Genomic DNA, 13,729 nt, shown 5'->3' on the forward strand with positions numbered 1-13,729 from the left:
TCCATGATTTTGAAAGATCGCATCGCCGTGGTGACGGGCGCCGGGTCGGGCATCGGGCGCGCCGGCGCCATGATCATGGCGCGGGAAGGGGCTGTCGTGGTGATCGCCGACCGGGATCCGGCGGCAGGCGAGGCCACGGCGGCCGCTATCCGCGCAGCCCGCGGCCGGGCCGAAGCGGTTGCGACTGATGTCGCCAACGACACGGCGGTCGAGGACCTCATAGCGGGAACGCTCGGCAAGCACGGCCGGATCGATATCCTGCACAGCCATGCCGGCATCCAGGTCGGCGGCACGCTGACGGAAGTCAGCACCGACGGCATGGATGCGTCGTGGCGGATCAATGTGCGGGCGCAGTTCCTCGCGGCGAAGACCGTCATGCCGGCGATGATCGCGCAGGGCGGCGGCGTCATACTCAACACTGCGTCCAATTCCGGCGTCTTCTACGATCGCGAGATGATCGCCTATGCTACGTCCAAGCATGCGGTGGTGGCGATGACCAGGCAGATGTCGCTCGACTACGCCAAGCACAATGTGCGCATCAACGCGCTCTGTCCGGGCTGGGTCGACACGCCGTTCAACGAGCCGTTCATCACCCAGATGGGCGGACGCAACGCGATCGAAAACTATGTCCGGACCAAGATCCCGATGGGGCGCTGGGCGAGCGCGCAGGAAATCGCCGAAGCAATCCTGTTCCTGGTCTCCGACCGCTCGTCCTTCATGACCGGCCAGGCGCTGGTCGTCGACGGCGGCGAAAGCATCGGCTGAGGCGCGCTTGGCGAGCGATCTACCGGTCGACTGGATTTCCGAATGCCGGATCGCGACGTCGCGAGTAGGTGTCGATACGCGGCAGATCGTCGGAGAATTCCAGCCAGGGCAGACGCAGCCGCCAATAGGCGTGGGCTTGTGGCCGAAACCGCTCCGGATGGTCCAAGAAGCCGATCGTGACATAAAGCTCGTCGTTCAGTCCCTCGTCGCGATAGGCGATCGAGGTGCCACATTTCTCGCAGAAGCTGCGGACGATGCCCCGGGTCTTCGAGAATTCCCTGGGCTGGCCGCGGGTCAAGCGGATCTGGTCCGGCCGGTAACCGATCCAGATGGTCAGCGGGCTTCCGATCGCCCGGCGGCAGTCGTCATCATGGTCGAAGCACGTCCAGAACGGATCGCCCTGCATCTCGGCCGCGATCGCCCCGCAAAAACATGCCCCCGTTTCGATCCTGCCTTCCATCCCATCGCTCCTGATCGTGCTGAATTCCGTCGGCCGCGCTGTGCGCCGGTGGCGTGCTCAGTGGGAACATCAAAACCGGCAGCGAGTTCCTTCGGGCGGGCAACGCGCGGAGCGGCCCCAGCGGGCGGGCTTGCGCCGGAAGCAACGATCGGTCAAACCATAGGCCAGGTTCCTTGAAGAGGTTTGCCGCGCAAATGGCAAAAAGACGCTCCGGCTCTCGGCTGTTTTCAATTTCGGCCGCAAGAAACCGTCTTTCGGCGGGGCATCACTAGTCATGCGCTGTTGCCGGCACGAGAATCTGCAACGCGCGGAGGAGACCAAGGTCGGTTCGCATGTCGTTCGTGACGGCTGGACCGAGGGGGTATGCGGAGCGCTCGATCCGGCCTGTTGGCCGGCCATCAGGCGGGCGTCCGTCGTTCAGATCACGTAGCTTACTCAGCGCTCAAACCGAAACGGACGTGCCCGCCGAAGCGACTTCTCCTTCGTACGGACATGACCGATGCCTGACAAACTGAATTCCTCATTTCCCAGCGCCGATCCGCAAAGCTGGCTGACCACGCATGGAATAAGCGAGGTCGAGTGCCTCGTGCCCGATGTCAACGGTGTGCTGCGCGGCAAGGCCTTGCCGGCGGCCAAGTTCCTGAAGTCGCTCGAGGACCTTGCGCTCTACCTGCCGAGCAGCGCTTTCCTGGTCGCGATCGACGGCCGCTATTCCGGCTCCATCGATGAAGGGTTCGCGTATCAGGACCCCGACATGCGCATGGTGCCCGACCTGTCGACGCTCAGCCTTGCGCCCGGCGGCAGGGTCGGCAAGGCCTATGTCTTTGCCGATACGTTTCACATGGACGGACGGCCGTCGATGGCTTCGCCGCGCCATGTGCTGAGGGCCGTGCTCGATCTTTACCGCCGGCGTGGCTGGCACGCCGTGACGGCGCCGGAGCTCGAATTCTACCTCACGGCGCCAAATCCCGATCCGGATCGGCCGCTGACCGCGCCGGTCGGGCGCAATGGACGGCCGGAAAGCGTGCAGCATCCCTATGACATGCAGGCGCTGGAGGAGTTCGAAGCGGTGACGCGTCGCCTCTATGAGCACGCCGCGGCGGCCGGCCTGCCGCTCGACACGCTGATCCATGAATCCGGCACGGCGCAGCTCGAGATCAACTTCCTCCATGGCGACCCGCTGGCGCTGGCCGACAAGGTGCTGTTGTTCAAGCGTATGGCCAGGCAGGCGGCGCAAGCGAGCGGTATGCACGCCACCTTCATGGCGAAGCCGATCGCGGCGCAGGCCGGCAGCTCGATGCATCTTCACATGTCCATCATCGACGAAGGCGGCGAGCCCCTGTTTGCCGGCAAAGACGGCGAGGACACAGAAATGTTCGCGCACTTCATCGGGGGCCTGCAGAAATACGTGCCTGAAATCATGCCGCTGTTTGCACCGAACGTGAACTCGTATCGCCGCATCCGGCCGGGCCACAGCGCGCCGGCCAATATCGAGTGGTCGCATGACAACCGCTCCTGCGCCCTGCGGGTGCCAATGGGCGGGCGCGCCGCGCGGCGGGTGGAGAACCGGCTGCCCGGGGCCGACGCCAATCCCTACCTCGCCATGGCCGGCTCGCTCATCGCCGGATATCTCGGCGTCGAGGAGAAGCTGGCCCGCTCGCCGGAGGCCTTCGGCAACGCCTATCGCAGCCAGAGCACGCTGCCCAAGACCATGGAGGAAGCGCTCGACCGTTTCGCCGCCTGCGAGCCGGTGCGGGTGCTGCTCGGGGAGGATTTCTTCCAAACCTATCTGCGCGTGAAAAGCGTAGAGCTCGACCTGTTCCAGACCGTGGTGACGTCGTGGGAACGCGACCATCTGCTGCTCAAGGTGTGACCATGGCTTCGACGGGTTTCAATTCCGGTCTTGATATCGGCAAATCCTATTATGTGGCGACTGCCAATCCGGCGCCGGACCATCCGGCGCTTACCGGCGATGCAGAAGCCGACCTGGTGGTCGTCGGTGGCGGCTGCACCGGGCTTTCGGCGGCGCTCCATGCGGCCGAACGCGGCCTTAAAGTGGTGCTGCTCGAAGGCGGCAAGATCGGCTGGGGTGCCTCTGGGCGCAATGGCGGCCAGATAATCCCCGGTCTGCGCAAGGGCGCCAAGGAGCTGGTCAGAGCGTTCGGGCCGGAGCGGGCGAAGGCGCTGTTCGACCTCGCCTTCGAGGCGCGAGGCTTGGTGCTCGACATTATCGAGCGCCACGGCATCGAGTGCGACTTGCGGCTGACCGGCCATCTGGTCGGCGCGGTCAACGGCTCCGACATGCGCGAATTCGAGGAAGAGGCCGAGTGCCTCGCCAAGGTGATGGACTTCCCGCATGTCGAGATCCTGTCGGCGGCGGAGGCGCGGCGCATGGTCGATACGCCTTATCTCGGTGCATCCTTCGAGACGCTCGGCGGACACATGCATCCGCTGAACTACACGCTGGGGCTCGCTGGGGCCGCTTCTGCCGCTGGCGTCACCATCCACGAGAACTCGGTCGCCGTCCGGCTGGAGCGCGAACCCTTTATCCGAGTGTTCACCGACAAGGGCTCGGTCCGTGCCAGGCATGTGGTGCTGGCCGGCGATGCGCTGCTCAACGGGCTCGAGCCGCGCGTCAACAGCCGCATCATGCCGATCGGCAACTACATCGTCGCCACCGAGCCGTTGGGCGCGCGCAACGTCATCCCGTCCAACGCCGCGGTTTCGGACACGCTTTTCGTGGTCAATTACTACCGCATGTCCGCGGATGGCCGCCTGCTGTTCGGCGGCGGCGAGCGCTATACGCCCTCGCCCCCCGCCGACATTGGCGGCTTCGTGCGGCCGCATATGGAAAAGACCTTCCCACAGCTTAGGGGGTGCCGGATCGACCATGCCTGGGGCGGGCTCGTGTCTGTGACGACGTCGCGCCTGCCGCATGTCGGGCATTATGGCGAGGTCTATTTCGCGCATGGCTATTCCGGCAAGGGCGTCATCCTGTCGACGCTGTCGGGCAAGCTGCTCGCGGAAGCGATCACCGGCGACGCCTCGCGGCTCGACCTGTTCTCGACGCTGACGCCGCTGCCGTTCCCCGGCGGCACGGCGCTGCGCGGGCCGCTCTATGTGCTCGGCATGCTGTGGTATGCGATGCGCGATCGACTCAGGCGTTGAGCGCCGACTTTCCCGTCGGTGCCAGCGACGAATCCGGCGCGGAACTGCACGTCTTCGGCCGAAAGTCAAATCGTCGGCTCGCTAGGTGTCGCGGTTGGTCAGCGCGATGTGGCAGCAGCCGGAGCCGTGGCCCGGCGTCCAGGTCACGTTGGCGAAGCGCACGCCGGTTGCTTCGAACAGTCCGCGGTCGAAGGCGCCGGCGATGCGGCAGAGCGTGGCAAGCTTTTCCTCGCCGACGCCGGCCTCGATCCAGGCATCCTTCAGCGGGCAGCGCTTCACCTTGAAAGCGATGCGGTCCGGCCTGCGCTCGACGTCGGTCGGATACATGCGCCCGCCATCCGGGCTGACGGAAAGGAACGCCTCGCCGATCGCCAGCGCATCATTGGGGCCGAAACCGGCGAAAGCGGCCGCTGCAACTTCCCGGCCGCGCTTTTCGATGGTGCGGATCATTAATGCTTCGGCCTTCTCGGCGCCAAGCTCGGCGGTCAACTCATCGAGGAAGAGGCGATAGAGATCGCCCCGGTAGCGAAAGGCGGAGTCGAGCTCGCGCGACAGTTTTTCGGCAATGGCTGCGTCGGAGTCGGTCATGGTGTTTTGATCCTATTCAGCCTCGGGGTTGCCGCCACCAGCGCCTTGCCGACCGCCGATTGCGGGCTGGCGATGACGGTGCGGGCGTCGCCGCTCTCGGCGACCCGGCCGGCATCGAGGAGAACGATGCGATGCGCGAGGGCGCGGATTACGCCGAGATCATGCGAAATGAAGAGATAGGCGATCCGTTCCTGTCTTTGCAGGTCGAGCAGCAAGTCCAGGATCTGTCCGCGCACCGAAACGTCGAGCGCCGAGACCGCCTCGTCGAGGACGATCAGCGACGGTCGGGTGGCGATGGCGCGGGCGATCGCTACCCGCTGGCGCTGGCCGCCGGAAATCTCGTGGATCGCGCGCGCGGCAAGGCCGGCATCGAGGCCGACCCGCTCCAGGAGGGCTGCGATGCGGCGCGGGCGCTCCGAGCGCGAGGCGATGCCGTGGATGCGCAACGGGTCGTCCAGCGCACGCGCCACGGTGGAGCGCGGGTTAAAGGCGGCGAGCGGATCCTGGAAGACCATCTGGAGGCGGGCACGGCGGGCGCGCAACGCGGCGCCCGACAAGTTAAGGAAGTCTGTGCCCTCGAATTGGATGCGCCCGGCGTCGGGCTCGAGCAGGCGCAGCACCAGCCGCGCAACGGTCGACTTGCCACTGCCGGACGGACCGGCGAGGGCCAGCGTTTCAGCCGGGCCGATCTCAAACGAGACATCGTCGACGGCCGCAAAGGGTTTGCCGCCGCGGCGATAGCGCTTGGAGAGATTGGAGACGGCGAGCACGGTCATGCCGGGGCGCCTTGCCGGTCAAGAAGCGGCTTGGCGTCGAGACCGAGATGGGCATCGAGCAGCGTGCGCGTATAGGCATGGCGCGGCGCGTTAAGGATCTGGTCCGTGTCGCCCAATTCGACCAACTCGCCATGACGCAGCACCGCGATGCGTTCGGCGAGCGTGGCGGCGAGCGCGATGTCGTGGCTGATGAAGGCGAGCGTCAGGCCGTCCTCGTTGACCAACCCGCGGATCAGGGAAACGATCTCGGCCTGGACGATGGTGTCGAGCGCGCTGGTCGCCTCGTCGGCAATCAGCAGTTTCGGGGCGGCGGCGATGGCCGCTGCGATTGCAACGCGCTGCTTCTGGCCGCCGGACAGCTGGTGCGGATAGGCGCGCAAGACGGCTTCGGAGTCGGGCAGGCGGACGCGCTCGAGCAGGGTTTTGGCTTTGGCATAGGCCTCGCGCCAGTTGAGGTTGAGATGCGTGCGTGCGACCTCGGCGATTTGCTTGCCGACCGGCATCACCGGGTCGAGGCTGAAGGAGGGGTCCTGGAAGACGAAGCCGATGTCGCGGCCACCAATGGGCTGAAAATGCGGAGGCTGGCGATCCTGCGCACCCCCCTCTATCCCGCCGGACGACTGGACGGAGGGGGGTGTGAGGGAATGAGACGATCGAGGTTTCTGCCACTCGATCGAACCTCCAACCTCGGCCGCTTCCGCCAACAATCCCGCAACCGCCAGCGCCAGCGTGCTCTTGCCCGAGCCGCTCTCACCGATGATCGCAAGGCGTTCCCCGGCTTCCACATCAAGGCTGATGCCCTTCAGCGCCGTTACCTCGACGCCGTCTCGCCGATACCGCACGGTCAGATCGCGGATCGAAAGCAGCGCAGTCACGACAGGCTCCTGCGTACCGCGGTGCTTTCCACCACGCCCTCGCCGGCGAGGTAAATGCCGAGAACGGTCAGCACCAGCGCGATACCGGGAACGATCGACAGGAAAGGCGCGGTGCGCAAGACAGTGCGGCCTTCGGCGATCATGCCGCCCCAGGTGACGCGGTTGGGATCACCGAGGCCGAGGAAGGAAAGCGCTGCTTCGGTGAGGATGGCGGCCGCGACGATCACCGAGGAAAGCGCCAGCACCGGCGGCAGCGCATTGGGGAGCACCTCGCGAAAGGCAATCTCGAGCGGATGCATGCCGATGACGCGAGCGCCGGCGACATAGTCGCGCTCGCGGATCGACAGGACTTCCGCGCGCGCCACCCGCGCCGGCCCGGTCCAGGCGCCGAGCGCGATGGCCGCGATCACCACACCAAGCGAGGGGCCGACGATGCTGACGAAGGCCAGCGCCAGCAAAAAACTAGGCACGGTCTGGAAGGCGTCGGTGATGCGCATCAGCACCTCGTCGATCAAGCCGCCGGCGAAACCGGCCAGCGTGCCCACCACCGCGCCGACCAGAAGCGCAGCTGCGGCCGCCGCTAGTCCAACCGCCAGCGAGGTGCGCGCGCCGTGGAAAAGTTCGGCCAGCACGTCGCGGCCGAGCCGGTCGGTGCCGAGCGGCAGCGACCAATTTTGCAACGGCGGCAGCAAGGCCGAGCCGGCGATCGCTTGCGGGTCGCCCGGAAAGAGCAGCGGCGCTGCCAGCGCGATCGCGACGAGCAAGGCGAGGATGAGTGCGCCGGCGATCGCTTCCGGCGTCTGGAAAAATCGATGCAGCCTCTTCATGCGACCGCCTCGCCGGCACCGACGCGCGGATCGAGGAAGGCGTAGGCGAGATCGACCAGGAGGTTGATGACGATAACGAGCACGGCGCTCACCAAAATGATGCCGAGCAGCAGCGGCGTGTCGCGTCCGGCGACGGCTTCCTGCGCCAGCCGGCCGAGGCCGGGGACGGCAAAGACGCTTTCGATGACAACGCTGCCGCCCAGCATCTGCGCCGATTGCAAGCCGAGCATGGTGACCAGCGGCAGCAGCGCGTTGCGGGCGACATGCGCAAGCACGATGCGCCGGCGCGGCAAGCCCCTGGCACGGGCGGCAAGCACGAAATCCTGCCGCCAGGCTTCCGCCATGCCGGCGCGCATCATGCGCAGATAGAGCGCGAGATAGATGAAGCCGAGCGCCGAGACCGGCAGCACAAGATGGGTGGCGATGTCGCCGGCCCGCGCCACCCCGGTCTTGGCCGATGCGATGGTCTCGATGCCGCCGATCGGCAGCCAGCGCAGGTCGACGACAAAGACGACGATCAGCACAAAGCCGAGCCAGAACCCCGGCACGGCGTAGAGCGCCAGCGAGCCGATCGACAGGAAGCGGTCGCGAAAGCTTCCGGGACGGGCGCCGGCATAGATGCCGAGCGCCGAGCCGAGGCCGAAGGAGAGCGCGGTTGCGCTGCCCATCAGGATGAGCGTGGTCGGCAGGCGTTCGAGGATGACGTCGCGGATCGGCCGCGAGAACGTGACGGACTGGCCAAGGTCGAGGTGCAAGAGCGCCCAGAGATAGTTGGCGAGCCGGGTCAGTTCCGACTGGTCGAGGCCCCAGCGGTGGCGCAGCAATTCGATCATGCCGGCATCGCCGCCGGTCGAGACGATATAGGCGTCGACCGCGTCGCCGGGGGCAGCTTCGAGCAGCAGGAAGCTGCCGATGACGACGATCAGCAGCACGAAGACGCTGCCGACGAGACGGCGGCGCAGGAGGGTGAGGGCTCGGGTCATGGCGACGCCATATCAGGGCCAACCCTTGGATGCCGCGTCCGGCAGGACAGAGGGGGGGCGCGACGGAACTCTCATTCTCAAAGCTCAGCACCCAGGCAGGCAATCCGCAAGTGCGGATCAACCCGCCAAAAAGGTGTCCGCCCAGTTCGATACCGCCCAGCGCGGGTTGTTGGCGATGTTGCCGACAGTGTCGCGGGCGACGGAAATGAAGCTCCACTCGGCGACGTTGATCAGCGGCAGGTCGGCCGCCACCATTTTCTGGAATTCCTTGTAGAGCTCGGTGCGGGCGGATGTGTCGAGCGTCTCTGACGCTTTGGCGATCAGCGCATCCAGGTCGGCGTTCTTGTAGCCGCCCTGGTTGGAGAAGGGCACGCCGTCGGGGATGCCGCTCTGCACCAGGATGGTGGTCGAGATCGCCGGGTCGCCGCGGAACACCGGCGGGCCGACGGCGAGGTCGAAGGCGTGGTCGGTATAGACCGCTTTCATATGGGCGGCCGAGTCGTTGTTGACGATTTGGGCGTCGATGCCGATTAGGGCCAGCGCCTGGCGCAGGTAATCGCCGAACTGCTTGGTCTCATTGAAATACGGCGCCGGCAGCAGCTTCAGTGCAAAGCGCTTGCCGTCGTCGGCCCGTTTGTAGCCGGCCTCGTCGAGCAGCTCGTTGGCCTTGGCGACGTCGAAGGGGTAGATCGGGACGTCAGCAGTGTAGAATTGCGGATCGTTCTTCGGCACCGGACCGGTTGCGGTCGCGGCGTAGCCGAGGAAAATTGTCTTGACGACGAAATCCTTGTCGATGGCATGCGCGATCGCCTGCCGCACTTTCAGGTCCGCCAGTTCCTTGCGGCGATGGTTGATCTCGACGACGAGCTGGTAGGTCAGCCCCTCATAGCCCTTGGTGATGACCTTCAGGCCCGGCACCTTTGAGATGCGGTCGAGGTCGGCGAGCGGCACGGCGGAGAAGGCGGCGAGCTGGATTTCTTCCGCCTCGAGCGCCGCAGCCGCAGAGGTTCGGTCGGGCAGCACCTGGTAGACGATCTCGTCGAGATAGGGCTCGTCCTTGTCCCAATAGGCATCGTTCCGCGCAAGCCGATAGTACTGGCCGGCCTTGTATTCGGCGAATTTGAACGGGCCGGTGCCGACCGGAGCGTTGTTGGCCGGGTTGTCCTCGATCTTGCCCACCTCATAGACGTGCTTCGGCACGACGCTGCTCAATGCCGGCAGCGCGTTGCGGATCAGCTGGAACGGCGTCGGCTTGGCGAATTTGAACACGGCCGTCAGCTTGTCGGGCGTGTCGACGGCTTCAAGGTCCTTGAACACCGTGCGGCCGAGATTCTGCAGAGGCTTCCAGACCTGCAGCGCGGAGAAGGCGACGTCGGCGGAGGTGAAGGGCTTGCCGTCATGCCATTTGACGCCGTCGCGCAACTTGAAGGTCACCGACCGGCCGTCGGCTGCGCCTTCCCAGGAAAGCGCAAGGCGCGGCTGAAGCCCGTCCTTGCCGTCGAAGGAGGCCTCGGCCAGCGCCTCGACCACCTTGCTGGAGATGAAGAAGACGCCGTTGGAAGCGACAATAGCCGGATTGAGGTTGCGCGGCTCGGAGTCGGCGGCCACGATCAACCTGCCACCCTTCTTCGGCGTCTGCGCCCGGCCGATGGCCGGCAAGGCGGTCGAGGCCAGAAGCAGTGCCGAGCCGGCCAGCAGGCCGCGGCGTGAAATCGGCAATCCGGACATCCTCAAGCTCCCCTCTTCACCCGCGACCGGCGCGGGCAACCTCAAAATCAGCGGGATTATGGCCCTTGGCAAAGGTTTCGCCAGAGACGGATTTGGCGCATGCTGGCTTGGCTCTGAAATTTTCGTCCGCTGGACCAGTTATATTCGGGCTGCGGTCGCGGCTATCTGGTAGGACCAGACTAAGCCGTACGCGGCCTCAAGCCAAGTAGGAGAGGGCGGGATCAGCCGGATACTGTCAATTCTGGCTGGACCAAAACGGTCAAGATGGTGCAGATTTGGCCGCAAACGGCAGTTTCATCATTTGACTGCTTGAGCGGCCGAGGAAATCAGGGAGGGAAAGATGAACATCGCTCCGGGCAAAACCGAGGCCAGCGGCATCCCGTTCGACCAGGCTCGGGTGGACCGGCTGATGGAGGAGGCCGGCATCGATGTGCTTTTCGCCACCTCCAAGCACAACACGCAATATCTGCTCGGCGGCTACAAGTTCATCTTTTTCGCGGCGATGGACGCCATCGGCCATAGCCGCTACCTGCCGATCGTCCTCTATGAAAAAGGCGGGCCGGAGCATGCGGCCTATATCGGCAACAAGATGGAAGGCGGCGAGCACGAGAACCATCCGTTCTGGACACCGACATTGCATGCGGCCTGCTGGGGCACGCTCGACGCCGCCAACCTTGCCGTCGAGCATCTGCAGAAGATCGGCAAGGGTGCTGCCCGCATCGGCATCGAGCCTGCTTTCCTGCCCTCGGACGCTTACTCGCTGATCCGCAAGGCCTTGCCGGATGCAAAGCTGATCGATGCCACCGGCATGCTGGAGCGCATGCGCGCCGTCAAGACCGAGGCCGAACTGGAGAAGCTGCGCATCGCCTCGGAACTAATCACCGATTCGATGCTGGCGACGATCGCCTGGGCGCGCGAGGGCACGACCAAGACCGACATCATCGAGCAGTTACGGCGCGAGGAGACCAATCGCGGCGCGCATTTCGAATATTGTCTGCTGACACTGGGTGCCAGCCACAACCGTGCCGCCTCGAGCCAGACGTGGAAGCAGGGCGAGGTGCTGTCGATCGATTCCGGCGGCAACTATCACGGCTATATCGGCGACCTCTGCCGCTTGGGTATTCTTGGCGAACCGGATGCCGAGCTCGAGGATCTGCTGTCCGAAGTCGAGTCGGTGCAGCAGGCCGCGTTCTCCAAGGTCAAAGCCGGCACGCTCGGCGGCGACATGATCGCGCATGCCGAGAGCGTGCTGAAGGCTTCCAAGGTCGCGGCCTATACGGATTTCTTCGCCCACGGCATGGGGCTGATCACGCATGAAGCGCCGTTTTTGATGACCAACCATCCGGTCACCTATGAAGGCACCTATGCGGCCAAGCCGCTGGAAAAGAACATGGTGCTTTCGGTCGAGACCACCATGCTCCACCCGACGCGCGGCTTCATCAAGCTCGAGGATACCGTGGCGGTGACCGACACAGGCTATGCGATGTTCGGCGATCGCGGGCGTGGGTGGAACAGGGGCGGGGTCGCCTAGAGCGCGCTCGGGAAACCAATCACTCCGAATGACCGAGTTCAAACCTCGGGGCGGCTTCTGCGGATTGATGGGAAACAAGCTTCGTCGTGCGCGCCCGCCGTCCTGGGTGTATCTTGCTGACTTGAGTTGTGGCCCGGCGCCTCCTACCAGACCGATTACGTCGGGCCGGTAGCAGGAGGAAGTTATGGCAGACGTAACATCAAGAAATCAGAACTCCGAGCTCATTCGGCGGGGTTACGCCGCCTTCAACTCCGGAGACATGGACACGCTTGCGCAAATCATCGACGAGAAATGCACGTGGCACAGCCCGGGAAGGAATCCGATCGCCGGGGATTACAAAGGCCGTGAGGCGACTTTTGCCCAGTTCGGCCGTTATGGCGGGCAAACCCTTGGCACCTTCAGGGCGAATCTTCTGCATGTCATGGAAAGTGAGGACGGTCGTGTAGTCGGCGTCCATCGCAATACCGGGGAACGCAACGGCAAACAGCTTGATGTGCTCTGTTGCATCGTCTTCGACATCAGGGCCGGCAAGGTAGTCGATGGCCGGGAACACTTCTACGACCTCTACGCCTGGGATGCATTCTGGGCTTAGCCTGGAGGTGCTATTCGCGGCAACTCGCACGAGACTGTGCGCGATATCTCCGCACACCTGTTTGCTGTAGCCCCCATACATACCTGGAGAGGTGATTGCGAAGCAAACCGGTGGGCGAATAACGCCCGCAAGCGATTTGCCATCAATTGCTTGCCTCTCGCGGCAGCAGCTTGAAATCCGGCAGGTCACGCAGCGCTAGCTCGGGGCCGGCCGGCGAATAGACGACGAAAAGCTGCATCGGCTGATCGCCCGTGTTGAGCGTCGAGTGGAAGCGGCTTTCCGGCACATAGACGGTGCAGCCGGGACCGACCTTGGCGACCACCGGATTGCCCTTCTCGTCCTCGACCATCTGTTCGCCATGGCCGGAAATCACGAAGATGATCTCCTCCGCGCCTGGGTGGTTGTGGCGGGTGTGCCCCTTGCCGGGCGGCAGGTCGACGACGCCGCCGGAGAAGCGCTCCGCGCCGTTCACTTCCGGCGCGACCGTGAGGGCCAGCTTGCCCCAGTCGAAGCCGAAGGCGCTGACCTCCTTCGGATAAACGAACACCTTGCTCTTGTCGGCCATTGCCTCATCCCTTGCTAGTTGCTGGCATTTTCGCTTTGCCGATTGCCGCTGCCTTGAAATCCGCCGTCTGCCTGGCGATCGCCGCCTCGGCCGGCAGCCGTTCCATCGAGCTTGCGCCGTAGAAGCCGTGCAGTCCTTCGCAGCGCTCGAGTATGTAGCGCGCGTCATGGGGCATGGAGATCGGCCCGCCATGGCAAAGCAGGATGACGTCCTTGCGCACCGAGCGCGCGGCGTCGGCAATGGCGTCGATCTCCTCGACGCAGGCATCCAGCGACTTCGCCGAGGTCGCGCCGATCGAGCCGCCTGTGGTCACGCCCATATGGGCTACGACCACGTCGGCGCCCGCCTTGGTCATGGCGCGCGCCTCGTCGGGGTTGAAGACGTAAGGCGTGGTGAGCAGGTCGAGCTTGTGCGCCTCGGCGATCATGTCGACCTCGAGGCCAAAACCCATGCCGGTCTCCTCGAAACTCTGCCGCATGGTGCCGTCGAAGAGGCCGACGGTCGGAAAATTCTGCACGCCGGAAAAGCCCATCGTCTTCAGTTCGGCGAGAAACAGCGGCATGATGACGAAGGGGTCGGTTCCGTTGACGCCGGCCAGCACCGGCGTCTTCTTTACCACCGGCAGCACCTCATAGGCCATTTCCTTGACGATCTCGTTGGCATTGCCATAGGCGAGCAGGCCGGCGGCCGAGCCGCGCCCGGCCATGCGGTAACGGCCGGAATTGTAGATGATGATGAGATCGATGCCGCCGGCTTCCTCGGCCTTGGCCGACAGGCCGGTACCGGCACCGCCGCCGACAATCGGAACGCCATCGGCGATCATCTTGCGGAACCTTTCCAGTATGGTTTTGCGCGGGATGGCGGCCATGTT

At 64.8% G+C, this 13,729-nt stretch carries 14 protein-coding genes; 5 read left to right on the forward strand and 9 right to left on the reverse strand.

Annotation, left to right across the window (positions count from 1 at the left end):
• Nucleotides 1-3 precede the first annotated feature (3 nt).
• Nucleotides 4-765, forward strand: a complete 762-nt coding sequence (locus tag P9230_RS15745; protein WP_095823547.1) for a glucose 1-dehydrogenase — start codon at nt 4-6, stop codon at nt 763-765.
• A gap of 19 nt (nt 766-784) precedes the next feature.
• Here P9230_RS15745 and P9230_RS15750 read toward each other — a convergent pair whose 3' ends face one another.
• Nucleotides 785-1,225 (reverse strand): GFA family protein, encoded by a 441-nt coding sequence (locus P9230_RS15750; RefSeq protein ID WP_067319017.1) that lies wholly within the window; start codon nt 1,223-1,225, stop codon nt 785-787.
• Nucleotides 1,226-1,724: 499 nt separating this feature from the next.
• On the opposite strand from P9230_RS15750, the gene P9230_RS15755 reads away from it, so the two are divergent.
• Together P9230_RS15755 and P9230_RS15760 are read left to right on the forward strand one after the other, a co-directional pair.
• Nucleotides 1,725-3,098, forward strand: coding sequence for a glutamine synthetase family protein (locus P9230_RS15755; RefSeq protein WP_278119826.1), 1,374 nt, complete (start codon nt 1,725-1,727; stop codon nt 3,096-3,098).
• A gap of 2 nt (nt 3,099-3,100) precedes the next feature.
• Nucleotides 3,101-4,393: an FAD-binding oxidoreductase gene (locus P9230_RS15760; protein WP_164746883.1), complete on the forward strand. Its 1,293-nt coding sequence runs from the start codon at nt 3,101-3,103 to the stop codon at nt 4,391-4,393.
• Between the two features lie 81 nt (nt 4,394-4,474).
• Here the strand turns inward: P9230_RS15760 and P9230_RS15765 are convergent, their stop codons facing one another.
• The 6 genes from P9230_RS15765 to P9230_RS15790 all read right to left on the reverse strand — a co-directional run bounded on the left by P9230_RS15765 (nt 4,475) and on the right by P9230_RS15790 (nt 10,170).
• Nucleotides 4,475-4,981, reverse strand: a complete 507-nt coding sequence (locus P9230_RS15765) for an L-2-amino-thiazoline-4-carboxylic acid hydrolase (RefSeq protein WP_127241440.1) — start codon at nt 4,979-4,981, stop codon at nt 4,475-4,477.
• Nucleotides 4,978-5,757 (reverse strand): ATP-binding cassette domain-containing protein, encoded by a 780-nt coding sequence (locus tag P9230_RS15770; protein ID WP_127403892.1) that lies wholly within the window; start codon nt 5,755-5,757, stop codon nt 4,978-4,980. The genes P9230_RS15765 and P9230_RS15770 overlap by 4 nt, the downstream gene beginning before the upstream one ends.
• Nucleotides 5,754-6,632, reverse strand: coding sequence for an ABC transporter ATP-binding protein (locus tag P9230_RS15775; protein WP_278119828.1), 879 nt, complete (start codon nt 6,630-6,632; stop codon nt 5,754-5,756). Before P9230_RS15775 ends, P9230_RS15770 begins: the two co-directional genes overlap by 4 nt.
• Nucleotides 6,629-7,459 carry an ABC transporter permease gene (locus P9230_RS15780; RefSeq protein ID WP_278087021.1) on the reverse strand — a complete coding sequence of 277 codons (831 nt, stop codon included), beginning with the start codon at nt 7,457-7,459 and terminating at the stop codon, nt 6,629-6,631. The genes P9230_RS15775 and P9230_RS15780 overlap by 4 nt, the downstream gene beginning before the upstream one ends.
• Nucleotides 7,456-8,442 (reverse strand): ABC transporter permease, encoded by a 987-nt coding sequence (locus P9230_RS15785; protein ID WP_278119830.1) that lies wholly within the window; start codon nt 8,440-8,442, stop codon nt 7,456-7,458. Before P9230_RS15785 ends, P9230_RS15780 begins: the two co-directional genes overlap by 4 nt.
• Nucleotides 8,443-8,559: 117 nt before the next feature.
• Nucleotides 8,560-10,170, reverse strand: coding sequence for an ABC transporter substrate-binding protein (locus P9230_RS15790; protein WP_095800612.1), 1,611 nt, complete (start codon nt 10,168-10,170; stop codon nt 8,560-8,562).
• Nucleotides 10,171-10,510: 340 nt separating this feature from the next.
• Between P9230_RS15790 and P9230_RS15795 the strand changes: the two genes are divergently transcribed.
• Nucleotides 10,511-11,701 carry a Xaa-Pro peptidase family protein gene (locus P9230_RS15795; protein ID WP_278119833.1) on the forward strand — a complete coding sequence of 397 codons (1,191 nt, stop codon included), beginning with the start codon at nt 10,511-10,513 and terminating at the stop codon, nt 11,699-11,701.
• A gap of 184 nt (nt 11,702-11,885) precedes the next feature.
• On the forward strand, nt 11,886-12,293 hold the full coding sequence (locus P9230_RS15800; RefSeq protein WP_067318995.1) for a nuclear transport factor 2 family protein: 408 nt from the start codon (nt 11,886-11,888) through the stop codon (nt 12,291-12,293).
• Between the two features lie 142 nt (nt 12,294-12,435).
• Here the strand turns inward: P9230_RS15800 and P9230_RS15805 are convergent, their stop codons facing one another.
• Both P9230_RS15805 and P9230_RS15810 read right to left on the reverse strand, forming a co-directional pair.
• Complete coding sequence (locus P9230_RS15805) at nt 12,436-12,858, reverse strand: cupin domain-containing protein (protein ID WP_067318993.1); 423 nt, start codon at nt 12,856-12,858, stop codon at nt 12,436-12,438.
• Between the two features lie 4 nt (nt 12,859-12,862).
• Nucleotides 12,863-13,726 (reverse strand): phosphoenolpyruvate hydrolase family protein, encoded by an 864-nt coding sequence (locus P9230_RS15810; protein WP_127241780.1) that lies wholly within the window; start codon nt 13,724-13,726, stop codon nt 12,863-12,865.
• Nucleotides 13,727-13,729: the final 3 nt, after the last annotated feature.

This window comes from Mesorhizobium sp. WSM4887 (assembly GCF_029625865.1).
Taxonomy (GTDB): Bacteria; Pseudomonadota; Alphaproteobacteria; order Rhizobiales; family Rhizobiaceae; genus Mesorhizobium.

What these genes read in the sequence shown, in the direction of transcription:
- P9230_RS15770 (WP_127403892.1), bottom strand. Translation starts at nt 5,757, where the DNA reads ATGACCGTGCTCGCCGTCTCCAATCTCTCCAAGCGCTATCGCCGCGGC.
- P9230_RS15745 (WP_095823547.1), top strand. Translation starts at nt 4, where the DNA reads ATGATTTTGAAAGATCGCATCGCCGTGGTGACGGGCGCCGGGTCGGGC.
- P9230_RS15760 (WP_164746883.1), top strand. Translation starts at nt 3,101, where the DNA reads ATGGCTTCGACGGGTTTCAATTCCGGTCTTGATATCGGCAAATCCTAT.
- P9230_RS15795 (WP_278119833.1), top strand. Translation starts at nt 10,511, where the DNA reads ATGAACATCGCTCCGGGCAAAACCGAGGCCAGCGGCATCCCGTTCGAC.
- P9230_RS15765 (WP_127241440.1), bottom strand. Translation starts at nt 4,981, where the DNA reads ATGACCGACTCCGACGCAGCCATTGCCGAAAAACTGTCGCGCGAGCTC.
- P9230_RS15810 (WP_127241780.1), bottom strand. Translation starts at nt 13,726, where the DNA reads ATGGCCGCCATCCCGCGCAAAACCATACTGGAAAGGTTCCGCAAGATG.
- P9230_RS15800 (WP_067318995.1), top strand. Translation starts at nt 11,886, where the DNA reads ATGGCAGACGTAACATCAAGAAATCAGAACTCCGAGCTCATTCGGCGG.
- P9230_RS15805 (WP_067318993.1), bottom strand. Translation starts at nt 12,858, where the DNA reads ATGGCCGACAAGAGCAAGGTGTTCGTTTATCCGAAGGAGGTCAGCGCC.
- P9230_RS15755 (WP_278119826.1), top strand. Translation starts at nt 1,725, where the DNA reads ATGCCTGACAAACTGAATTCCTCATTTCCCAGCGCCGATCCGCAAAGC.
- P9230_RS15785 (WP_278119830.1), bottom strand. Translation starts at nt 8,442, where the DNA reads ATGACCCGAGCCCTCACCCTCCTGCGCCGCCGTCTCGTCGGCAGCGTC.
- P9230_RS15750 (WP_067319017.1), bottom strand. Translation starts at nt 1,225, where the DNA reads ATGGAAGGCAGGATCGAAACGGGGGCATGTTTTTGCGGGGCGATCGCG.
- P9230_RS15780 (WP_278087021.1), bottom strand. Translation starts at nt 7,459, where the DNA reads ATGAAGAGGCTGCATCGATTTTTCCAGACGCCGGAAGCGATCGCCGGC.
- P9230_RS15790 (WP_095800612.1), bottom strand. Translation starts at nt 10,170, where the DNA reads ATGTCCGGATTGCCGATTTCACGCCGCGGCCTGCTGGCCGGCTCGGCA.